The organism is Cupriavidus sp. Met-2, assembly GCF_049843575.1.
GTDB lineage: Bacteria > Pseudomonadota > Gammaproteobacteria > Burkholderiales > Burkholderiaceae > Cupriavidus > Cupriavidus metallidurans.
Genome location: NZ_JBBHZL010000002.1, coordinates 128687 through 151506 on the forward strand (window position 1 = coordinate 128687; position 22820 = coordinate 151506).

General features: G+C 62.7%; 15 protein-coding genes and 2 tRNA genes. 8 read left to right on the top strand and 9 right to left on the bottom strand.

Annotated elements, in window-relative coordinates; genetic code table 11:
- Positions 1–76: 76 nt before the first annotated feature.
- From WD006_RS05760 to pgi, 6 genes are all read left to right on the top strand, one after another.
- Positions 77–1060, top strand: coding sequence for a TRAP transporter substrate-binding protein (locus tag WD006_RS05760; protein WP_011516600.1), 984 nt, complete (start codon positions 77–79; stop codon positions 1058–1060).
- Between the two features lie 144 nt (positions 1061–1204).
- The gene (locus tag WD006_RS05765) at positions 1205–1756 is read left to right on the top strand and encodes a TRAP transporter small permease subunit (RefSeq protein ID WP_008651680.1); all 552 of its coding nucleotides are present in this window, start codon (positions 1205–1207) and stop codon (positions 1754–1756) included.
- Positions 1756–3066 carry a TRAP transporter large permease gene (locus tag WD006_RS05770; RefSeq protein WP_011516601.1) on the top strand — a complete coding sequence of 437 codons (1311 nt, stop codon included), beginning with the start codon at positions 1756–1758 and terminating at the stop codon, positions 3064–3066. The genes WD006_RS05765 and WD006_RS05770 overlap by 1 nt, the downstream gene beginning before the upstream one ends.
- A gap of 34 nt (positions 3067–3100) precedes the next feature.
- Positions 3101–4390 carry a D-amino acid dehydrogenase gene (locus WD006_RS05775; RefSeq protein ID WP_029307822.1) on the top strand — a complete coding sequence of 430 codons (1290 nt, stop codon included), beginning with the start codon at positions 3101–3103 and terminating at the stop codon, positions 4388–4390.
- A 7-nt stretch (positions 4391–4397) separates the two neighbouring features.
- Positions 4398–6005: a bifunctional ADP-dependent NAD(P)H-hydrate dehydratase/NAD(P)H-hydrate epimerase gene (locus tag WD006_RS05780; RefSeq protein WP_029307821.1), complete on the top strand. Its 1608-nt coding sequence runs from the start codon at positions 4398–4400 to the stop codon at positions 6003–6005.
- A gap of 279 nt (positions 6006–6284) precedes the next feature.
- Positions 6285–7910 carry a glucose-6-phosphate isomerase gene (gene pgi / locus WD006_RS05785; protein WP_029307820.1) on the top strand — a complete coding sequence of 542 codons (1626 nt, stop codon included), beginning with the start codon at positions 6285–6287 and terminating at the stop codon, positions 7908–7910.
- Between the two features lie 15 nt (positions 7911–7925).
- Here the strand turns inward: pgi and WD006_RS05790 are convergent, their stop codons facing one another.
- Positions 7926–8624, bottom strand: coding sequence for an ABC transporter ATP-binding protein (locus WD006_RS05790; protein ID WP_029307819.1), 699 nt, complete (start codon positions 8622–8624; stop codon positions 7926–7928).
- Here WD006_RS05790 and WD006_RS05795 point away from each other — a divergent pair.
- Positions 8611–9291 (top strand): arylesterase, encoded by a 681-nt coding sequence (locus WD006_RS05795; RefSeq protein ID WP_011516607.1) that lies wholly within the window; start codon positions 8611–8613, stop codon positions 9289–9291. The two genes, WD006_RS05790 and WD006_RS05795, sit on opposite strands and share 14 nt — an antisense overlap.
- 135 nt (positions 9292–9426) lie before the next feature.
- Here the strand turns inward: WD006_RS05795 and WD006_RS05800 are convergent, their stop codons facing one another.
- The 8 genes from WD006_RS05800 to mnmC form a co-directional block, all read right to left on the bottom strand.
- Positions 9427–11370, bottom strand: coding sequence for a SurA N-terminal domain-containing protein (locus WD006_RS05800; RefSeq protein WP_029307818.1), 1944 nt, complete (start codon positions 11368–11370; stop codon positions 9427–9429).
- Positions 11371–11613: 243 nt separating this feature from the next.
- Positions 11614–11690, bottom strand: a tRNA-Asp gene (locus WD006_RS05805).
- 43 nt (positions 11691–11733) lie between these two features.
- Positions 11734–11809 (bottom strand) — tRNA-Val (locus tag WD006_RS05810).
- 253 nt (positions 11810–12062) lie between these two features.
- The gene (gene lon / locus WD006_RS05815; protein ID WP_011516609.1) at positions 12063–14474 is read right to left on the bottom strand and encodes an endopeptidase La; all 2412 of its coding nucleotides are present in this window, start codon (positions 14472–14474) and stop codon (positions 12063–12065) included.
- Between the two features lie 246 nt (positions 14475–14720).
- Complete coding sequence (clpX, locus tag WD006_RS05820; protein WP_011516610.1) at positions 14721–15998, bottom strand: ATP-dependent Clp protease ATP-binding subunit ClpX; 1278 nt, start codon at positions 15996–15998, stop codon at positions 14721–14723.
- Between the two features lie 280 nt (positions 15999–16278).
- Positions 16279–16929: an ATP-dependent Clp endopeptidase proteolytic subunit ClpP gene (clpP, locus tag WD006_RS05825; protein WP_008651661.1), complete on the bottom strand. Its 651-nt coding sequence runs from the start codon at positions 16927–16929 to the stop codon at positions 16279–16281.
- A gap of 109 nt (positions 16930–17038) precedes the next feature.
- Complete coding sequence (gene tig / locus WD006_RS05830; RefSeq protein WP_029307817.1) at positions 17039–18388, bottom strand: trigger factor; 1350 nt, start codon at positions 18386–18388, stop codon at positions 17039–17041.
- A 149-nt stretch (positions 18389–18537) separates the two neighbouring features.
- Positions 18538–20556, bottom strand: a complete 2019-nt coding sequence (gene mnmC, locus WD006_RS05835) for a bifunctional tRNA (5-methylaminomethyl-2-thiouridine)(34)-methyltransferase MnmD/FAD-dependent 5-carboxymethylaminomethyl-2-thiouridine(34) oxidoreductase MnmC (RefSeq protein ID WP_029307816.1) — start codon at positions 20554–20556, stop codon at positions 18538–18540.
- A gap of 123 nt (positions 20557–20679) precedes the next feature.
- On the opposite strand from mnmC, the gene WD006_RS05840 reads away from it, so the two are divergent.
- Entirely contained in the window at positions 20680–21537 is an 858-nt protein-coding gene (locus WD006_RS05840; RefSeq protein WP_029307815.1) for a 23S rRNA (adenine(2030)-N(6))-methyltransferase RlmJ, read from the top strand.
- Positions 21538–22820 lie beyond the last annotated feature (1283 nt).

The following is a 22820-nucleotide window of genomic DNA, read 5'->3' on the forward strand; positions in this document are numbered from 1 at the left end:
GCAGGTAGTTCCAGGAGGATAGTCAAACCCGCGTAGTCGGGCAGGCGCCCGCGCGCAACATCAGGGAGAGATGGAAATGCGAGTCAAGGTATTGGCAGTTGCGGTGACGATGGCGGTGACAGGCGTTCTGCTGACCGCCACGGCGGCACGGGCGGATACGAAGTGGGACCTGCCCACGGGCTATCCGGCCACCAATCTGCACACGGAAAACCTGCAGCAGATGGCCAACGATGTCGACAAGGCCACCGGAGGCAAGCTCAAGATCGTGCTGCATCCCAATGGCTCGCTGCTCAAGGCCAATGAGATCAAGCGTGGCGTGCAGACCGGCCAGGTGCAGATGGGTGAAATCCTGATGTCGACGCTGGCCAACGAAAACCCGGTTTTCGGCGTCGACGCGGTGCCTTTCCTGGCCACGAGCTATGGCGATTCCTACAAGCTCTGGCAAGCCTCGCGAACCGTCACTGACAAGATACTCGACCGCCAGGGCATGAAACTGCTCTACGCGGTGGCCTGGCCGCCGCAGGGCATCTATGCGAACAAGCCCCTGAACAGTGCGGCGGACATGAAGGGCCTGAAATGGCGCGCCTACAACCCCGCAACGTCGAAGATCGCCGAGCTGGTCAGCGCCCAGCCGGTGACGATCCAGGCCGCTGACCTGGCGCAGGCGCTTGCCACGGGCACGGTCAACTCGTTCATGTCGTCTGGCGCAACGGGCGTCGATACCAAGGTATGGGAGTCGGTGAAGTACTTCTATACCGTCGATGCGTGGCTGCCGAAGAACATGCTCGTCGTCAGCAAGAAGGCCTTTAACGGGCTCGACAAGCCCACCCAGGACGCCCTGCTCAAGGCCGTGGCCGATGCCGAGAAGCGCGGCTGGCAGGTCTCCGAACAGAAGACGCGCGAATATCTGGCGACGCTCTCCAAGAACGGCATGACCGTGGCGCCGCCTTCGCCGCAGCTCAAATCCGACATGCAGAAGGTAGGCGAAGTCATGGTTGCCGACTGGGCGAAGAGCGCCGGCGACGATGGCAAGGCCATTCTCGACGCCTACAAGAAGTAGATCCGAGCCATTTGCGAAAGCAGGCCCGCGACAATCCATCGTGGCGCCCGCCTGCTTTCGCCCGTGCATTGCAGCAGGCGCGCGCCGCTGATCGCGCGCGCCCTCCCATCGCCGTTCCCGCGTCACAGGTAGCCCGTCATCACCATGGAAGCCCCCATCCTCCGCAAGCGTTGGCTCGACCATCTGCTTGACGTCTGCGCCGCGCTCGGCGCGCTCTGCATCCTCGCCGTCTGCATCGTGATGATCGCGATGTCGATCTCGCGCGAGACCTCGATCACGCTCAAGGGCGGCGACGACATCGTCGCGTGGCTGTGCGCCGCTTCCGCCTTCCTCATCCTCGGTCAGACGTTTCAGCACGGCGGCATCGTGCGCGTGGAGATGCTGCTGGAAGCCGTCGGCACCAAACGCCGCTGGCTACTGGAAGTCATCTCGCTCACCATCTGCCTGATCTTCGCCGGCTATGCGGCGTGGGCGCTCGGCTCGTTTGCCTGGCAAAGCTGGGATATCGGCGATGTGTCCCAGGGGCAGATCGTGATTCCGCTCTGGATTCCGCAGAGTTTCGCGGTAATCGGCGCGCTAGGTTTCCTGCTGGCCGTCGGCGACGAATGGCTGCGTGTGGTACGCCGGCAGAAACCGCGCTACCAGCTCGCGCAGGAGGCCAAGCTGGCCGCTGGCGACTTCGGGGAGACCGTCTGATGAGCACCGTTCTCGTTGCCCTGATCCTGCTGCTGGTGATGATCGCCTTCCTGGCGATCGGCGCGTGGATTCCCGTGGCGATCGCCGTGACCTCGTGGGTCGGCCTGGTGATCTTCTCCGACCACGACGCGCTGGTTAACCTGGCCAACTCCTGGTGGTCGTCCAGTGCCTCCTACACGCTGGCATCGCTGCCCCTGTTCGTGTGGATGGGAGAAATCCTGTTCCGCACCAAGCTCTCCGAGCAGATGTTCAATGGCCTCTCCCCGTGGCTCAACTGGCTGCCGGGCCGTCTCATGCACGTCAACATTCTCGGCTGCGGCATCTTCGGTTCGGTGTCGGGGTCGTCGGCGGCCACCTGCGCCACGATCGCCAAGTCGGCACTGCCCGAACTGACCCGACGCGGCTACGACGAGCGCATCACACTCGGCTCGCTGTCGACGGCGGGCACGCTGGGCATTCTGATCCCGCCATCGATCACAATGGTCGTGTATGCGGTGTCCGCCGACGTCTCCATCATCCGCGTGTTCCTCGCCGGGTTCCTGCCGGGCCTGTTACTGATGATCCTGTTTTCGGGATACATCGTGGTCTGGGCGCTGATGAATCCTGAGAAGACCCCTGCGGCCGAGACGTTCGGCTGGTCGGCCCGGCTCGCGTCGATCCGGCAGCTCATGCCCTGCATCATCCTGATCGCGTTCATCACGTGGATCATGATGGCCGGGTACTCGACGGCTACCGAGGCTGCCGCGTATGGCGTGGTGGCATCGCTCGCGCTGGCCTGGGCAGGCGGCTCGCTGACGCGCAAGGCATTCTGGGAGAGCCTGATGTCGGCCACCCGGCTGACCGCGATGATCATGTTCGTGCTCGGGGCGACGTCATTTCTGTCGGTCACGATGAGTTTCACCGGCATTCCGCGCGCACTGGCCGAATGGGTGGCGGCGCTGCACCTGTCGCCGTGGGCGCTGATCGCCGTCCTGACCATCATCTATATCCTGCTCGGCACGGCACTCGACGGCATCTCGATGATCGCGCTGACCACGGCCACCGTCCTGCCGATGGTACAGGCCGCCGGCTTTGATCTGGTATGGTTTGGCATCTTCATCGTGCTGCTGGTGGAAATCGCCGAGGTCACGCCACCCGTCGGATTCAACTTGTTCGTGCTCCAGAGCATGACCGGCAAGGACAGCAACTACATCGCCAGGGTGTCGTTGCCGTTCTTCATGATGATGGTGCTGGCGATCGGCATCATCACCGTGTGGCCCAGCGTGGTGACATGGCTGCCAGACGTGGTCATGGCGAAGGAGCTCAAATAGCGGCACTTCATCCTGAAGGGGGCAAAGCTAGCGGATGCACGTGATCATCATCGGCGCCGGCGCAATCGGCGTCTGCTCGGCCTGGTACCTGCGCCAGGCCGGCTTCGAAGTCACTGTACTGGAGCGACGCGGCGCCCCCGCGCAGGAAGCCAGCTTTGGCAACGCGGGCGTGATCGCCCCCGGCTACGTCACGCCCTGGGCGGCGCCCGGGATGCCCGGCAAGATTGTGCGCTCACTGTTCCAGCACGCCTCGCCGGTCGTGTTCCGCCCAAGCGTCGACCCCGCGATGTGGCGCTGGATCGTGCGCTGGCTGCGCGAATGCAACCCCGAAAGCTATCGCACCAACAAGCTGCGGATGCAGCGTGTGGCGTTCTACAGCCGCGCCTGTCTGCACGAGCTTCGCTCGGCGCTCGAGATCGAGTACGAGCAATCACGTGGCTACCTGCAACTGTTTCGCACACAGCGCGACCTTGATCTCGCATCGCCTGCATTGGCGCTGCTGCGCGAGAACAACGTCCCGCATCAGCTCATCGACGCCGCCGGTTGCCGGCGTATCGAACCCGGCCTGACCGACGACACGCCACTAGCTGGCGGCCTGCACCTTCCGGAGGATGAATCCGGCAATTGCCCGATCTTCGTGCGCAGACTGCACCAGCACGCGGAAGCCGCGGGGGTGCGGTTTCGCTTCCAGACCGAAGTTGCCCGGTTGCGCAGGACGGACGGCCGCCTGACAGTCGAACTCGCCGCGCTCCGTGGCCATGCCCGGGAAGTGCTCGATGCGGACCGCGTGCTGCTTGCCGCCGGCGTTGGCAGCGAGACGCTGCTGCGCCCGCTTGGGCTGCGCCTGCCGCTCTACCCGGTCAAGGGTTACTCGGCCACGGTCATGGTGACGGACGAACTACAGGCGCCGCTAGGCGCCCTGATGGACGAATCGTTCAAGGTGGCCATCACGCGCATGGGCAATCGACTGCGCGTGGCGGGCACCGCGGAGCTTGGATCGCGCAAGCTCGATCTGCGGCCGGCCGCGTTGCAAACCCTGATCAAGGTCGCGCGCGACTGGTTTCCGGTAGCCGGGCACTACAATGCCGCCACGCTCTGGGCCGGAGCGCGACCGATGCTGCCTGACGGCCCGCCCCTGATCGGCGCCACCCGCGTGCCGGGCCTGTTTCTGAACCTCGGCCATGGCTCGACGGGCTGGGCGATGAGCTGCGGATCGGGCAAAATTGCCGCGGACCAGATCGCCGCGAGCGCCGGCCAAGGCGACGGGCCAGCCATCGACATGGATGGGCTGACACCCGAACGTTACCGGCTGGGCCCAGCCTGATACCGATATGAGCACGACTGTCTCGCCTTCGACATCCCCGGACCCCGACGCGACGCCGGACCGCATCGCGCTGGATCCCGCCGGCACGGACGTTACGCCGCTTTACGACCTGACGACGATCCGTCGCGTGGAGCACGCCGGGCTGGCCGCGACCCCGCCTTTCACGTTGATGTCCCGCGCGGGCGCTGCGGCAGCGGACTGGCTGCACGCATGGGTGCCGAATGGCCGCATCCTCTGCCTGGCTGGCCCTGGCAACAACGGCGGCGACGCGCTGGTCGCCGCCCTGCGCCTGCATCAGCGCGGACGGCTCGTGGAAGCCTGGCTGATCGGCGAAGCCGACCTGCTGCCCGCCGATGCGGCCCGCGCCTGGCTCGAGGCCCGCGCCGCCGGCGTGCCGCTCCTGGCGCTGCCCAACGATGCCGATACCGGGATTCCTCCCTGGCCGAACGGATGCGCGGCAATCGTCGATGGATTGCTGGGGATAGGACTCAACCGTGCGGCCGACGGCAATATGGCGCGTTGGATCGACCATCTCAATACCTCGCACCTGCCGGTATTCTCGCTCGATATCCCGAGCGGATTATTCGCCGACACCGGCACCGGCGACCCGGCGGTCCGGGCACAACGCACGCTGACGTTCCTGGCTGCCAAGCCGGGCCTGCTGACCCTGGATGGCCGCGATTGCGCTGGCGAGGTCGATATCGCACCACTCGGGCTCGACTATCCGCCAGCCGAACATCCCGTGGCGGTGGTCAATCAGCCGCCGGGTTTTTCCCATTCGCTGCCGCGACGTGAGCACGCGGATAACAAAGGCAGCTTCGGCAGCCTGGCAGTGATCGGTGGCAGCCATGGAATGACCGGGGCCCCATTGCTTGGCGCGCGCGCCGCCCTGTATCTGGGCGCCGGTCGTGTCCATGTGGGATTCCTCGCGCAACCGGCACCCGCCATCGACCCGGTCCATCCGGAGTTGATGCTGCACGCCGTGACGGAGCTTTCGCCCGGCGCGATGTCCGCCTACGTGGTCGGCCCCGGGATGGGCACGGGTGCCTCCGCGCGCAAGCAACTGACGCAATTGATCGATATCTGCGCCAACGCGGCGACAGCCGCACCGCTGGTGCTCGATGCGGATGCGCTCAACCTGCTGGCTACCGATGGCACGCTGGCCCAGCAACTTGTCGAAAGCGGCGTGGCACACGTGATGACGCCCCACCCTCTTGAGGCCGCGCGACTGCTGGGCAGCACCGTGGCCGATATCCAGCGCAACCGGCTGGCGGCCGCCACCGCGCTGGCCACGCGGTGGCAGGCCACGATCGTACTCAAGGGCTCCGGGAGCGTGATCGCGTCCCCAGACGGCGCGCCGCCCGCGATCAATCCAACCGGCAATGCCGCGCTCTCCACCGCGGGCACCGGTGATGTCCTGGCCGGAATGATCGGCGCCCTGATCGCCCAGGGCATGCCGATCGTCGCCGCCGCGCGCGCGGCGGTCTGGATTCACGGCCGCGCCGCCGACAGGCTAGTAGCGTCGGGCACGGGCCCGGCTGGCATGACTGCCAGCGAGCTCTATCTGCCCGCCCGGGATATTTTCAACGCGTTGCTGCGCGGTGGCGGCGCGTGACGTCCCGTCAACGCCACCAACAATGCCGCGCGAATCACGCCAGACGCCATCCAGGTGATCTCAGGTGATGCGCGCGGCGCGGCACGCGTCGGACAATTGCCGATAGGGGGCGTTGGCACCCTCTGCTAAGGTAACGACATCCCGACGTCGGAAACCGTCAATCCCGCAAGCCTCGTTACTTTTTGCTGCCACTTCCGGAATTTGCGATCACATTCTGACGATATACTTGCTGGCGCCTGCCTCGTGCGGGCGTTCGTGCCCGATTTCCCCCAAGAACGAATGCCGACTGACCTCCAAGCCTGGAACGCCCTTCGCCAACACCATAACGTCGTCCGCGAGACGCCGATGCAGCAGTGGTTCGCCGAAGCCGGGGCTGCCCAACGGGTCGATACCTTCTCGCTGGAAGCCTCCGGCCTGTATCTGGATTACTCGAAGAACCGCATCACCGGCGAAACCCTTGCGCTGCTGATGAAGCTTGCCGAGGAAGCCGGCGTGCCGGCGCGCCGCGATGCCATGTTCGCTGGCGAACATATCAACGCCACCGAAGATCGTGCCGCGTTGCACGTCGCGCTACGCGCCCTGCCCGACGCGCCGTTCAAGGTCGACGGGGCATCGGTCATGCCCGCCATCCACGATGTACTCCGCCGGATGCGCGAGTTTGCCGGCCGCGTGCGCAGTGGCGTTTGGACCGGCTCCACGGGCCAGGGGATCACCGACATTGTCAACATCGGCATCGGCGGCTCTGACCTGGGCCCGCGCATGGTATGCCGCGCCCTGGCGCATCTGGCCGACCCGCGCGGACCGCGTGTGCACTTCGTTTCGAATGTGGATGGCACCGAGCTTGCCGAAACGCTCCAGCGCCTGGATCCGGCACGCACGCTGGCGATCATCTGTTCGAAGACGTTCACCACGCTCGAAACCATGGCCAACGCCTGCAGCATGCGGGACTGGTTCCTGCGCCACGGCGTGGCCGAGAATCAGCTCGCGCGGCACTTCGTCGCCGTGTCGACCAATCGCGACGCGGTGGTCGAGTTCGGCATCGACCCGAACAACATGTTCGAGTTCTGGGATTGGATCGGTGGCCGGTTCTCGCTGTGGTCGTCGGTCGGCCTGTCGATTGCGCTGGCCGTCGGCTTCGACGCCTTCGAGGACCTGCTGCTCGGCGCCCGCGCGATGGACGATCATTTCCGCACTGCACCGCTCGCCCAAAACATGCCGGTGGTGATGGCGATGCTGGGCATCTGGTATCGCAATTTCCACGACATGCCGACGAGCTGCATGGCGCCCTATTCGACCTCGCTCGAACTGTTTCCGGCGTTCCTCCAGCAACTCGAGATGGAGAGCAACGGCAAGTCGGTCCAGCTCGATGGCCGTCCGGTGGACGCGGATACCGCGCCAGTGGTCTGGGGCACGGCTGGCACCAACGGCCAGCACGCCTATTTCCAGATGATCCACCAGGGCTCGCAGATCGTGCCGGTCGATTTCGTCGCGCCGCTGGTGCCGCCGCGCGAACTGCCGGGCCATCACGTCAAGCTGCTGGCCAACTGTTTTGCGCAGGCCGAGGCATTGATGCGCGGACGCAGTGCGGAAGAACTCCAAGCGGCCGGCGTCGACGCAGCACGCATTCCGCATATGGTGTTCGAGGGCAACCGCCCCAGCAACATGCTGCTGATGGAAAACCTGACGCCGCACGTGCTGGGCGCGCTGATCGCGCTCTATGAGCACCGCACCTTCGTGCAGGGCATCGTCTGGAACATCAATTCGTTCGATCAGTGGGGCGTGGAGCTCGGCAAGATCCTGGCGCGCCCGATCGAGGCCGAACTCAGTGGCAATGCCACGGAAGCCCACGATGCATCGACCGCCGCGCTGATCGCGCGGGCACGCCGCTCACTGGCGCGCAGTTAACCCCGTCGACACCGCTCAGACGCCCACATCCATGAACTCATCGCTGGCTACACGGCCAGCCTCGATCGTCAGGATGCGGCCGCATCGCGCCGCCACCGAACGGTCGTGCGTGACCAGCACGAGTGTCGATCCCGCATCGCGATTGAGCTCGAACATCAGCGCGATGACCGCCTCGCCCGTGGCGGTGTCCAGACTTCCGGTCGGCTCGTCCGCAAACAAAATATCGGGCCGCGCAACGAAGGCGCGCGCCAACGCCACACGCTGCTGCTCGCCGCCGGAAAGCGTGCGTGGATAATGGGACAGCCGCTGACCGAGCCCAACTCGCTCCAGCATGTCGACGGCCCGCTCGCGCACGTGATCGGTCTCGCCACGCAACTCGAGCGGAAGCATTACGTTCTCCAGCGCGGTCAGATGGCCGACCAGCTGGAACGACTGAAACACGAAGCCAACGTGACGCCCGCGCAGCGCGGCACGCTGGTCTTCATCGAGCCGGAACAGATCCTGACCATGGAGCCGGACCGATCCCGTGCTCGGCAGATCGAGCCCGGCAAGCAGGCCAAGTAGCGTGGACTTGCCCGACCCAGACGCCCCGACAATGGCCAACGTTTCACCCGCTGTGACGGAAAACGTTACGTCGTGCAAAATCGTCAGCGAACCGGTCGTATCGGCTACGGTCTTTCCTAATGACTCGACGGCAAGAATGGACGTGGACATGCGAGAGAGGATGACAAACAGTAGGCGCCGGCAATGGCTGGCGGCGTTGGGTATCACACTGGCAACTGCCGTCATGACGGCAGTGCCGGCGCACGCGCAATCTGGCAACAAGCCCGCGCTGCTGGTACTGGGCGACAGCCTGTCCGCGGAGTACGGCATTGCACGCGGCACTGGCTGGGTCAGCCTGCTGCAGGACCGCCTGAGCAAGGAGCGGTTCGATTATAGCGTCGTCAACGCGAGCATCAGTGGCGAGACCACAATCGGTGGCAAAACTCGCCTGCCTGACCTGCTCAAGCGACACAAGCCGGCGGTGGTAATCGTCGAGCTGGGTGCCAACGACGCCCTGCGCGGCTTCCCGTTGCAGACCACCGAGGCCAATCTGAGAACGATCGTCAGCGATGCCCAGCGAGCTGGTGCCACTGTGCTGCTCGTGGGAATGCGAATCCCGCCGAACTATGGTCAGGATTACACCGAGCGATTCTTCGCACTCTACAGCAAGCTGGCCAAGGAAAAACGGGCCGCGCTGGTGCCCTTCCTGCTGGACAACGTGATCTCGCGTCCCGAATGGTTCCAGACCGATCGGATTCATCCGACCTCCGCTGCACAGCCCACGTTGCTGGACAATGTCTGGTCGCAGTTGAAACCGTTGTTGAAAAAGGCGGCGTAGGCATCGGACCTTAGGCCGAGCTGGACTTCCCGGTCCGCACCACGGCATCCCGAGCTGATCGGCAAGACCACATGCAAAAAAGCCCCTGCAGGCTCGCAACCGCAGGGGCTTCTTTACATCGCAGGTGACGTCGCGTCAGTGTGCAGCAGGTGCGCTCGCTGCCGCGTCGTCCGTCTTGGCCGGATGCAGGATCTTCACCTTCGCACCGGCCTTGAGCACGTCATAGAACGCTGCCAGTTCCGTCTGGCCGGCCATCTGGCCCAGTTGCTGCGCGTCAGCCTCACGCTGGTTTGCGTTGGCCTGCGGCGGCGTGCCAACCTTGGCGATACGGTAGATCGCGTACCCATCCGCGCCGAGGTCCACACCCACGAGCGAAGGCAGCTTCGAGGCATCGGCACGCATGATCGAATCGACAGCCTTCGGCGACACGCCATCAGCCTTGGCACGCGACACGGTCACCATCGAGCCGAAGCCATCAGCGCTGCCGCTCTTCTTCAAGGCATCAAGACGGGCTTCGCCATCCTTGCGTGCCAGTTCCGCCGCCTGCTGTGCGACGTAGGCCTGACGCACCAGCGCCTCTACCTCTTCGAACTTGCGCGCGGCGGCCGGGCGATAGTCGACGATGCGCGCCGACACCAGCGTAGTCGGGCCGACTTGCACGGCTTCCGTATTGCGCTTGTTCTTGATGGCGTCATCGCTGAACAGCGCCTTGAGCACCTTCTCGTTATTGAGCGGGTTGTCCTTGCCCAACACCGGATTCGGCGTACGCGTGACATTGTCCGCAGTCTGGATCGTCAGCTTGAACTTGTCGGCGGCGGGCTTGAGGCTCTCGGACTGCTCGTACACCATGTTGCCGAACGCATCGGCCTGCTCGGTATACGCCTTCGCGGCAAGCTGCTTCTTGAGTTCGATCTCGAGTTCGGGACGCACTGCCTCGAGCGGCTCGGTCGCTGCCGGCTTGATACCCGTCAGCTTGATGATGTGATAGCCGTAATCGGTTTCCACAACATCGCTGATCTGACCATCCTTGAGCGCAAACATCGCGTCTTCAAACGGCTTGACCAGGGCACCACGACCCATGAAGCCAAGGTCACCGCCCTTCTCCGCCGAACCAGGATCCTGCGAGTTCTTCTTCGCAACATCGGCGAACGTGTCTGGATGCTTGCGCAGGTCCTCCAGCAGCTTCTCGGCCTTCTCCTTGGCGGCCTTGCGATCTGCCTCCTTGCCATCCTTCGGCGCGGCGATCAGGATGTGGCTGGCGCGACGTTGCTCGTCAGTACGGAAACGTTGTATGTTGCTGTCGTAATACGACTTCAACTGATCGGGGGTGATCGTCTGGCTGGCAGCCAGGGCATCACCCGACAGCACCAGATACTCGACCTTGGCCTGCTCGGGCATCGTGTACGCTGCCAGATGGGACTCGTAGTAGGCCTTCAGCGCGGCGGCGTCCGGCGTCACCTTGGCCGTGAAATCGGCCGGCTTGATCACGATGGCCTGCACATCACGCTGCTGGTCGCGAATCGCGATCAGGCGATCGAGCAGCGACTTCGGCACGAAAGCTGTCGTACCGATGGCACCACCCAGTTGCTGCGTGGAGAGTTCGAAACGCATCCGTGCGTCGAGCTGCTCGGGCGTCATACCTTGCGCCGCCAGCAGCTGCACGTAGGCCTTCTCGTCGAACTTGCCGTCCGCCGTGCGAAGCTGGGCGATGGCGGGAATGCTCTGGATCGCAGCAGCGATCTGCGCATCGGAAACCGTCAGGTGCTTCTTCTGAGTGGCTTCCGAAATAACACGCTGCTGGATCAACTGGTCCAGCACGGCCTGCCGCGCGGCAGGGCCTTCGAACATGCGCGGATCGTAGTTGTTGCCCAGCATCTGGCGCATCCGTTCGCTCTGGTCGCGCACCACATTGTCGACTTCCTGCACGGTGATGGCCCGGCCGTCGACCTTGGCAGCATCGTGCGAGCTGTCCATGAAGCGCGAATAGCTCTCCACGCCGAAGAATACGAACGACGGGAAGACAAGCACCAGCAGCAGAAGGAGCATCAGGCGCCGGTTGTTGCGTACGAAATCAAGCATGCTGATCCGGTTAAAGGGGTGGCTCGAAAGTCAAACCTTGCGATTCTATCAAAAGCGAGGAGTTGTACTGCTTGAATGTGCGTCGAGAGATCATGCGAAACCGCAATCTGTCGATCTTGCTGGAGTGGTCGCGCCAGCGAAGCGGAGGTCGCACAGGTGACTCGCCCCACTCCGATGCCAGAGGCCCGCCTGCAAGCCAGAATTGCGGACACAAAAAAGCCCGCTGACGCGGGCTAATTTTGTTGGCGGAGTGGACGGGACTCGAACCCGCGACCCCCGGCGTGACAGGCCGGTATTCTAACCGACTGAACTACCACTCCGTGTCGGCCCCCCAATCAGTGGCAACGCATCGCAATGGTGAAGTGGTGGGTGCTGAGGGGTTCGAACCCCCGACCTACGCCTTGTAAGGGCGCCGCTCTACCAGCTGAGCTAAGCACCCACTAGACCATCGCAAGCTGCCGCCTGCAGGGTAATCTCGCTTCGCACGATTCGGCGGTTACTGCTTCGTTGCCGCTGTTTGCGTTGCGAGGCCGCGATTGTAATACGAGACTTTTCGATTTGCCAAGCATTGATTGCAACAATCTTCTGCGCACCGCAAGGCACACGGCGCCGCGGGCATTGCGCAAACAAAAACGCCGCAGGTTTGACCCTGCGGCGTTCCTAACTACATCTCAGACTGACGTGTGCGTCGATCAGTGATGGATACGCTCCACCTGGGACGCGGCCTTGTCCGCCACCTCGGCCGGCTTGGCATCTTCCTCAGGCAGCGGCTCGGGCTTTCGCTCGAGCGCCAGCTCCAGCACCCGGTCGATCCAGCGCACCGGCATGATCTCGATGGCGTTCTTCACGTTGTCCGGAATGTCAGCCAGATCCTTGACGTTCTCTTCGGGGATCAGCACCAGCTTGATACCGCCGCGATGGGCAGCCAGCAGCTTCTCCTTGAGACCGCCGATCGGCAGCACCTCTCCGCGCAGCGTGATTTCACCCGTCATCGCCACATCGGCACGCACCGGGATGCCAGTCAGCACCGACACTAGCGCGGTCGTCATCGCGATACCGGCCGACGGACCATCCTTCGGCGTGGCGCCCTCGGGCACGTGGATGTGGATGTCGCGCTTCTCAAACATCTCATCCGCGATACCCAGACGACGCGCCCGCGAACGCACCACCGAGCGCGCGGCTTCGACCGACTCCTTCATCACATCGCCGAGCGAACCGGTGCGCGTGATGTTGCCCTTGCCTGGCATGATCGCGGCTTCAATCGTCAGCAGGTCGCCGCCGACTTCCGTCCACGCCAGACCCGTCACCTGACCCACCTGGTTTTCCTTGCCGGCTAAACCGAAGTCGTACTTGCGCACGCCAAGGAATTTGTCCAGGTTCTCGGAATCCACCTTCACCGCCGTGGACTCCTTCTTCAGGAGCAGCATCTTCACAACCTTGCGAGCGATCTTCGACACTTCGCGTTCCAGCGAACGCACACCGGCTTCTCGCGTGTAGTAGCGGATGATGTCGCGGATTGCCGCTTCGGTCACCTCGATCTCGCCTTGCTTCAGGCCGTTGTTACGGATCTGCTTCGGTAACAGGTAGCGCGTAGCGATGTTGACCTTTTCGTCCTCCGTGTAGCCTGACAGGCGGATCACTTCCATCCGGTCCAGCAGCGGCGGCGGAATGTTCAGCGAGTTCGACGTCGCCACGAACATCACATCCGACAGGTCAAAGTCCACCTCGATGTAGTGGTCCTGGAACGTGTGGTTCTGTTCCGGGTCCAGCACCTCGAGCAGCGCCGACGAAGGATCGCCACGGAAATCCATGCCCATCTTGTCGATCTCGTCGAGCAGGAACAGCGGATTGCGCACGCCAACCTTCGACAGGCTCTGCAGGATCTTGCCCGGCATCGATCCAATGTACGTACGACGGTGACCGCGGATCTCGGCCTCGTCACGCACACCACCCAGCGCCATACGCACGAACTTGCGGTTCGTGGCACGCGCAACCGACTGACCGAGCGAGGTCTTGCCGACGCCCGGAGGGCCAACCAGGCACAGGATCGGCGCCTTCACCTTGTCCACGCGCTGTTGCACGGCAAGGTACTCGAGAATCCGTTCCTTGACCTTCTCGAGGCCATAGTGGTCTTCATCGAGCACGCGCTCGGCGTTAGCCAGGTCGTTGTTGACCTTGCTCTTCTTGCGCCACGGCAGGCTGACCAGCGTGTCGATATAGTTGCGCACGACGGTGGCCTCGGCCGACATCGGCGACATCAGCTTGAGCTTCTTGAACTCGGCGTCGGCCTTCTTCTTGGCCTCCTTGGGCATGCGGGCGGCCTTGATGCGCTTGTCCAGTTCTTCCAGATCAGCGCCTTCCTCGCCCTCGCCCAGTTCCTTCTGGATCGCCTTGACCTGCTCGTTCAGGTAGTACTCGCGCTGGCTCTTTTCCATCTGGCGCTTGACGCGGCCACGAATGCGCTTTTCCACCTGCAGGATGTCGATCTCGCCCTCGAGCTGCGACAGCAGGCTCTCGAGACGCTCGGTCACCTTGACCATCTCAAGGATCTTCTGCTTCTGCTCGAGCTTGATCGGCAGATGCGCGGCGATCGTATCGGCCAAACGACCGGCCTCATCGATACCGGACAGCGACGTCAGGATCTCAGGAGGGATCTTCTTGTTCAGCTTCACGTACTGGTCGAACTGGGACACGATCGCGCGGCGCAGGGCCTCGGTCTCGGCCGATTCAACCGGTGCGGGCGGCACAGGCACGGCTTCGCACATGAAGTGCGAATCGTCCTCGCTCACCTCGGTGATATTTGCACGTTGCGTACCCTCCACCAGCACCTTCACGGTGCCGTCGGGCAGCTTCAGCATTTGCAGGATATTGGCGATGCAGCCGACCTCATACAGGTCATCCGCGGTGGGCTCATCTTTGGCCGCAGTCTTCTGGGCCACGAGCATGATGCTCTTGCCCGACTCCATCGCAGTCTCAAGCGCCTTGATGGACTTCGGGCGTCCCACGAACAGCGGGATCACCATGTGCGGAAACACCACCACGTCGCGCAGCGGCAACAGTGGGAGGCGAATCGGCTCAGCCGGGAGGAGTTGTGTTCCGGACATCATTTTCCCCAGTCAGTCATTTAAGGCGTAAATAGGGTCGCGGAATTCGATTGCAAGATGCCCATCATCGAATCTGTACGCAGAAAAACATGCTGCAAACTGCACTTGCGACCCCCAGTGAAACAGCATACCCGCGTTTGCTCCCGTTCGTTTGTGGAATTGAAGAAAAAAAGCCGTTCGCTTTGCTGCGAACGGCCGCTTGAAATTTGCCGGTGTGGTCGAGGCCACCCATGTGCGGCGCGATCGTCAGTTAGACCCCGCCACCTTGGGCTGCTGCTCCTCATAAACCAGGAGCGGCGCTGCGTCGCCGGTAATCGTGTTCTCGTCGATCACGACCTTCTGGACGCCCTTGTAGTTGGGCAGGTCATACATGACATCCATCAGCGATTGTTCAAGGATCGAACGCAGGCCGCGCGCACCGGTCTTGCGGCGAATGGCCTTGCGAGCGATCGCGGACAGTGCGGCCGGGCGGATTTCCAGCTCCACGCCTTCCATGGCCAGCAGCTTCTGATATTGCTTGACCAGCGCGTTCTTCGGCTCGATCAGAATCTGCATCAGTGCAGCCTCATCCAGCTTCGCTAGCGTAGCCACCACCGGCAGACGACCGATCAGCTCCGGAATCAGGCCGAACTTGATCAAATCCTCGGGCTCGGTCTGTGGCAGCACTTCGCTGACTTCCCGCTCTTCCTTGCTCTGCACCTGGGCGGCAAAACCGATACCGGTCTTGTCCGAGCGCTGCATGATGACCTTCTCCAGGCCGTCAAACGCGCCGCCGCAGATGAACAGGATATTGGTGGTATCCACCTGCAGGAAGTCCTGATTCGGATGCTTCCGGCCACCTTGCGGCGGCACCGAGGCCATCGTGCCCTCGATCAGTTTCAGCAGCGCTTGCTGCACACCCTCGCCGGAAACGTCGCGGGTGATCGACGGGTTGTCCGACTTGCGCGAGATCTTGTCGATTTCGTCGATGTAGACGATACCGCGCTGCGCCTTCTCCACCTCGTAATTGCAGTTCTGGAGCAGCTTCTGGATGATGTTCTCGACATCCTCGCCCACGTAGCCGGCTTCCGTCAGCGTCGTCGCGTCCGCGATCACGAACGGCACGTTGAGCAGGCGGGCCAGCGTCTGGGCAAGCAACGTCTTGCCGGAGCCAGTCGGCCCGATCAGCAGAATATTGCTCTTGGAAAGCTCGACATCGTCCTTCTTGCCGAGGTGCTTGAGGCGCTTGTAGTGGTTGTAGACCGCTACGGCCAGAATTTTCTTGGCCTGATCCTGCCCGATCACGTACTGGTCAAGGCTCTCGCGAATCTCGTGGGGCGTGGGCAGATCCGATCGCGTGGCGGCCGTGGCGTCCTTGTCGGTCGCGGAGGCCTCGTCACGGATGATCTCGTTGCACAGGTCGATGCATTCGTCGCAAATGAACACCGACGGGCCGGCGATCAGCTTCTTCACCTCATGCTGGCTCTTGCCGCAGAAGGAGCAATAGAGAAGCTTCTCGCTGGATGAACCTTTTTTGTCCGCCATAGGAATCAGTCACATTAGCAGTGTGTTCCCACCTGGCGGGAGACCGGGCGGGAAACGCATTAAACGCATCATACGCCAAAACAATTGGCACAGTCGGCGGCAACCCCTCCATGTGGGGCAAAACGCAAAAACGAGGCATACAGCCTCGTTCCGGTGTAGCCTTCGCCATTTACGGCGAGCGGATTCGTACAGCCTACGCCCGGCGTTACCGGGCGCCACCCGGGGCAATCCTTTCTGGATCGCACCCGGAATGGCCTACCGGCAAACCGGCCGATCCGTCTCAACTGCGACGGGTAATCACCTTGTCGATCAGACCGTAATCCACGGCCTGGTCGCCGCTCATGAAGTTGTCGCGGTCAGTATCGCGCGCGATCTTCTCCACGGGCTGGCCGGTCACCTCAGAAAGGATGCTGTTCAGGCGCTCGCGCAGATACAGGATCTCGCGTGCCTGGATTTCGATGTCCGAAGCCTGGCCACGCGCACCGCCCAACGGCTGGTGAATCATGATTCGCGAGTTTGGCAGCGCGCTGCGCTTGCCCTTGGCGCCTGCTGCGAGCAGGAATGCACCCATGCTGGCCGCCATGCCCATGCACAGTGTTTGCACATCGGGCTTGATGAACTGCATCGTGTCATAGATCGCCAGACCGGCCGAAACCGAACCGCCGGGCGAATTGATGTACAGCGACACGTCCTTATCAGGATTCTCGCTTTCGAGGAACAGAAGCTGGGCCACCACCAGGTTGGCAGTCTGGTCGTTCACTTCGCCGACCATGAAGACGACACGTTCCTTGAGCAGGCGCGAGTAGATGTCGTACGCGCGCTCGCCCCGGCCGGACTGCTCGACGACCATCGGCACCAGACCAAGACCCTGGGTCTCCAGAGCAGAAGCCTGCGTGGTGGCGAGACGATCAAGCAAATCATTGCGGGTCATGCAGGTTCTCCAGATATTCAGGAATGGCGTCAATCGGCCAGCGCGCGAGGCCGATTGACGCAAGCCGGCACCGCGCCATACTCGCGCGGATTCCGGCTTATGCCCAACCTCAGGCTTGTGCGGGCGCGGCGGTGAGTTCTTCGAACGACACCGTCTTGTCCGCGACCTTGGCCTTGTCGCACACGAAATTTACCACGTTGTTTTCGAGCACGTAGGCTTCCATCTCGGCCAGACGTTGCTGGTCACCGTAGTACCAGCGCATGACTTCCTTCGGGTCTTCGTAGCTCTTCGCGAAGTCCTCGATTTCGGCCTTGATCTGGTCCGGCTTGGCTTCCAGGCCATTGGCCTTGACGATCTCGGCCAGGATCAGGCCCAGCTTCACGCGGCGCTCGGCCTGTTGCGTGAACATCTCGGCCGGAATCGGCATGTCCTTGGCGTTCGGCATGCCACGTTGCTCGAGGTCGCGACGGGCCATTTCCACCAGGCGTTCCTGATCCTGCTCGACCAGCGCCTTCGGCACGTCCAGCTCGCTAACCTTCAGCAGCGCTTCCATGACCTGATCCTTCAGCATGGAGTGCGTGCGGCGCTTGACTTCGCGCTCGAGGTTTTCACGGATGTCGGCGCGCATCTTTTCCACGCTGCCGTCAGCAATGCCAAGCGACTTGGCGAATGCATCATCCACTTCCGGCAGGTGCGCCCACTCGACCTTCTTCAGCGTGACCGTGAATTCAGCGGTCTTGCCGGCCACTTCCTTGCCGTGGTAATCGGCCGGGAACGTCAGCGGGAACGACTTGCTTTCGCCCACCTTCAGGCCCAGCGTAGCTGTTTCGAACTCCGGCAGCATGCGGCCTTCGCCCAGCACGTACACGAAGTCCTCGGCCTTGCCGCCAGCGAACTCGACGCCGTCGATCTTGCCGACGAAGTCCAGCGTCACGCGGTCGCCGTTCTGGGCAGCCACGTCGGCGCCGCCGTCACCGTGGGCACCCGCATCGCCACGAGCGTGGAAGTGCACGCGCTGCTTGCGCAGGATGTCGACGGTCTTGTCAATCTCGGCGTCGCCGATTTCGGTCTTGGTGCGGGTCACTTCGGCCGACGCGAGGTCGCCAATCTTGACCTCCGGATACACCTCGAACGTGGCTTCGAAAGCCAGTTCGTCGTCAGCCACGCCTTCGGTCTTGATGTCGAACTTCGGCTGACCGGCCACCTTCACTTCCTGGGCCTGGGTGATGTCGAAGAACTTGCGGGCAGCCTTGTCGAAGCGCACTTCGAACTCGACTTGCTGGCCATATTGCTTCTCGACCATCTTCATCGGCACCTTGCCCGGGCGGAAGCCGGACATCTTCACGGTCTTCGACAGACGAGCCAGGCGTTCCTGGGTTTCCTTCTGCACTTCGGCCTTGGGAATAGCCAGGGTCACCTTGCGGTGAAGCTTGCCGAGGTTTTCAATGACGTTCGACATGGTCGTTAATCCAATCCAGAAATGTTGTTGTCAGCGCAACCGCCTGCATATCGGTCCACCCGCGACTGGCGCCGACGAGCGGGGGTCTCCGTGCAAACGGAAAACGGGGATTATCGCACGGTTTTGATTCGCTTCCGGCAGTTTTTACCCTAGCCGGCCGCATCCACCCCAGGCCCCGCCGATTCGGGCGCCTGCGCGTGACCGTGTCGGAGCGCGCGCAGCAGGAGCCGTGCGGGATCGATCGCATCTGCCAGATCGGCCTCGAGCGGCAGTGGTTCGCCCTCGATCTGGCTGGCGATCAGCTCCGCACACAAGGCTGCCCATGTGAGGCCCCGCGAGGCATATGCAAGGGCCGCATACAGACCGGGAAGCCGCGGCAGATCGCGTAAATGCGCGCCACGCAACGCAGCGGCACGGGACAGTGCCTGCGCATCGTCGGCAATGCGCCCGACAAGCGGAAGACGGTTATACGTGACCGTGCGCACGCCGACGTAACCCTGCAGCGTGGCGGGGTCGATCTGCGCGATTTGTGACGCCCGGTCCGGCAGCATCGATGCCAGACGATCGAGGTTGGCAGCGTGCACTTCCGGACGCTCGACCAGCGGCCCTTCGTCCGCTTCATAACTCGAGCCCATCCTTGCTCCGCCCGCCGCGTCACGCGGCAGTAGGTAACCACCGCCGGTCACGACGCAATCGGGCCAACCACCCAGCGCCTCTGCCTGCGCGGGTGCCAGATCCGTCAGTTGGCCACGCACCCGGCGCAGCGCCAGGAACTGGCCCGAGGTCAGTCGATCGGCTTCGTAGGCATTGGCGAGCACCAGAACCGGCGCTGCGGCCAATACCCCACCGTCATCGGCAAGCGCCTGCCACGCATCACCGATCCGCCTGATCGCTGCCACGCGGCAATTGAATAGCGCATCCACAGCCGCACCAGCTTTCGCAAGCTGCGCGCGGCAAATGTCGGGCGGCGCCACCCAGCCTCCCTTCGGAAACCACAAGCCGCCTCTCGGAACCGTTGCGCCATGCTGCTCCGTAGCCTCTTGCGGCGACATCCAGCGCACAAATGACTCCGGAAACCGAAGCTCCGCAAGTGCGGCTTGCTGCGCCGCGTTCTCAGCATCATCCTCGCCGATCTGCAGGACGCCAGTGCCGTGCCATCCCACGGGATAGCCAGCCGCCTCCAATGCGCCCCACGCGCGCAACGCATGAAGGTTTCCAGCACGGGACAGTCGTGAAAGGAAGCTGTCGTCGGCGGACACATGCGCATGCATCGCCGCGGCACGGTGGCTCGATGTCTGTCGCGCCGGTCCGTCATGCGCGTCGAGCAATGTCACGCGCCAGCCACGCGCAGCCAGACGTTCGGTCACGGCGCATCCCGCCAGCCCCGCTCCAATGACGATGGCATGTCGCTCGGCCCATTGCGCTGCCTCGGGCGGCGCATGACGGCGGTTCTTCCAGACGGGCGCGAAACGCGCCACGGTCATGTCTCGCTTGCCACCGAATCCGGGCGCCTTGTGCGCCTCGAACCCGGCCGCCTTGAGCCCGCGCCTCACGAATCCCGCCGCTGTGTAGGTCGCGAGCGTCGCACCGATGCGGGCGAGACGCGCCAGGCCGCGGAACACGGTGTCGGACCACATCTCTGCGTTGCGCGATGGCGAAAACCCATCGAGGTAGAACGCATCGGCGCCGAGCACAAGCTTCGGCAACATCGTTTCCACGTCGCCCAATGCCAGCGTCAGCGTGACCGCCCCACCCTCGAACGACAGCCTGTGCAAGCCGGGCAACGCGTCAGGCCATTGTTGCTGCAATTGGTCGGATAACGGCAGCAGATCACCCAGGCCAGCATGTGCATGTAATCGCGCCAGACCTTCGCGCGTGAAGGGATGTTTCTCGATCGACACGAAATGCAGCCGTCGGCAACGCTGCGGATCGCTACGCCATGCCTGCCAGGTGGCGAGGAAATTCAGGCCCTGCCCAAACCCCGTCTCGACAATGACAAACTGCTCGCGCCCGGCCCAGCCTTCGGGCAGACCATTGCCACCGAGAAACACGTGATGTGCCTGCGCCAGACCTCCACGCGCGCTGTGATAGACATCGTCATAGCGAGGCGAATAGGGAGTACCGTCATTGGACAGAATGGGCTCGGCGGGCTCGAGAACGCGCGTCATGGCAAGGATTCATACGGCCGGAAATGGCGGCGGATGGTAGCATAGCGCCCTCCCCGCGCACCGCCCTGAAAATGCCTTCAAGGCCGTATTTGCGCGAAGTTTGCGCGCCGTCATTCCCTCGCCATGCTCAGTTATCGTCACGCCTTCCACGCCGGCAATCATGCCGATGTCCTCAAGCACGCCGTCGTTGTCCAGTTGCTGGACTACCTGACGCAGAAGGACAAGGCGTTCTGGTACATCGACACCCACGCCGGCGCCGGGCTCTATGCCCTTGATCACGCCTACGCGCAGAAAAAATCGGAGTTCGAGACCGGTATTGGCCCGCTTTGGCGCGCCGCCGCGAACGGCCAGCCGATGCCTGCCCTGCTCGACGCCTACCTGGAACAGGTACGTGCGCTGAACGAGGACGGCAATCTCAAGCACTATCCAGGTTCGCCGTGGCTGGCGTGGCAAATGCTGCGCGATGCGGACCGCCTGCGCCTGTTCGAACTGCACAGCACCGAGATCCAGGTACTGCGCGACAATTTCCGCGGCGCGGGACGCAAGGTCATGCTCTATGACGGCGATGGCTTCAATGGCATCAAGGCTATCCTGCCGCCCCCGCCCCGCCGCGCACTGGTGCTGATCGACCCTTCTTACGAAGACAAACAAGACTACGCCCGTACGCTCGATACGCTCAATGCTGGCCTGGAGCGTTTCGCCACGGGCATCTATGCGATCTGGTATCCCGAGGTGCAACGACGGGAATCAACCCAGCTACCGGCCCAGCTGAAGCGCCTGCCGCTCAAGAGCTGGCTGCACGTCACACTGACAGTCAAACACCCGGTCGCGGGCGGTCTGGGCTTGCATGGCAGTGGTATGTTCATCGTCAATCCTCCCTGGACGCTCAAGGCAGAGCTCCAGGAAGCCATGCCGAAACTGGTCGAACTGCTTGGTCAGGACGGCGGCGCGAAGTTCACGCTCGAGTCGCTGGATGGCTAAATCTGCACTTTGACTATCACCATAAAGTGCTTCATGCAAATCTTTCTGACTGTAAGTTGGATAAAATTAACTCATTCGAGTTAATCCCCTCGTACGTAGGGCAGACGGCGAGAATACATTATCAGACAATCAAAACCGTCGTGATTGACCCCACGATAATTCATCCCGGCCCGCCTGCTTCGCGCAGCGGGCTTTTTTTTCGACTTTGAACATATGGGACGATAGGCTGCGTGTCTCGATGCGCCAGACTTGCAGGCGCAATCAGATTTCCAGTCTCTAGTCGCATGAACCGATTGATCCCAGTTTTTCTTGCCCTTGCCTCGGCAGCCTTCAGCGCAGGATGCTCATCCTTCGATTTTTGGCGCGGCACCTACGAAGGTGCCCGTAGCCACGATGCCGCCGTGAATCCTATGACTCCGGGAACGGTAAGGCAGACGCTTCCGCCCTATGAGGATTATGCGCGGGAGCGTAACCGGGCGCGTGGTGGGAATTCGTCTATCCAGGACCAGTAACTGGGCGGTAGCTCGCTCCCCCACCCTAGTACCAACCATGGCGTGCCATGCCTCGCATTGGAACCGCGCCCATCCGCAGATCTCCCGCAAGAAGCACCATCCGAGACAGAGCAAAACCCGCCAGGCTTGCGCAAGGCGGGTTGATCTCGACAAATCATCGCAACGAATCAGCGGCGATCAGTAGGGAACATTGTTTTGGCCCATAGCACCCAGAAGAAACCGCGGTTGACAGGCAAGAACATGAGCGCCGCCTTCACTGCCGTGCCGCAGCCAACGGCTGCGGTACAAGCACTCCAACCTGCTGCGTGGCCGCCACGCGAAGTCGCCCAATAGCCTCAGACAACTCCACAGCCTCGCGTTGCTTTGGACCCAGTGGATCCACAGAGCAAATCGACACGCGTGCCATGATCTCTCGCCACTGGACAGCAGTAGGCGGTACAGCACCGCGGGCGTTCACAAAACCGCGCAACCAGCTCACAAACTCAACTTCACTCACTTCGAACCTCGACCATCAATGCCGGGGCATCACTTATCGATGCTCCCGCTTATTCAGCCACCAAAATTCTGGACTGGACGAGGTTCATTAAAGGCAAGGAACGACGACCGCCACATAGGAACTTTCCCAAAATACATCAACGCATTTCCGAATGATCTGGCCCTGATCAGTCGATCGTGCGACGCGCATAGCTAACGGCTTGCATCGACCAATTGATGCCCCGTACTTGCCGCCACACCTGAATGTTCCGAGCCGTCAACGCCCCCTACATCCCC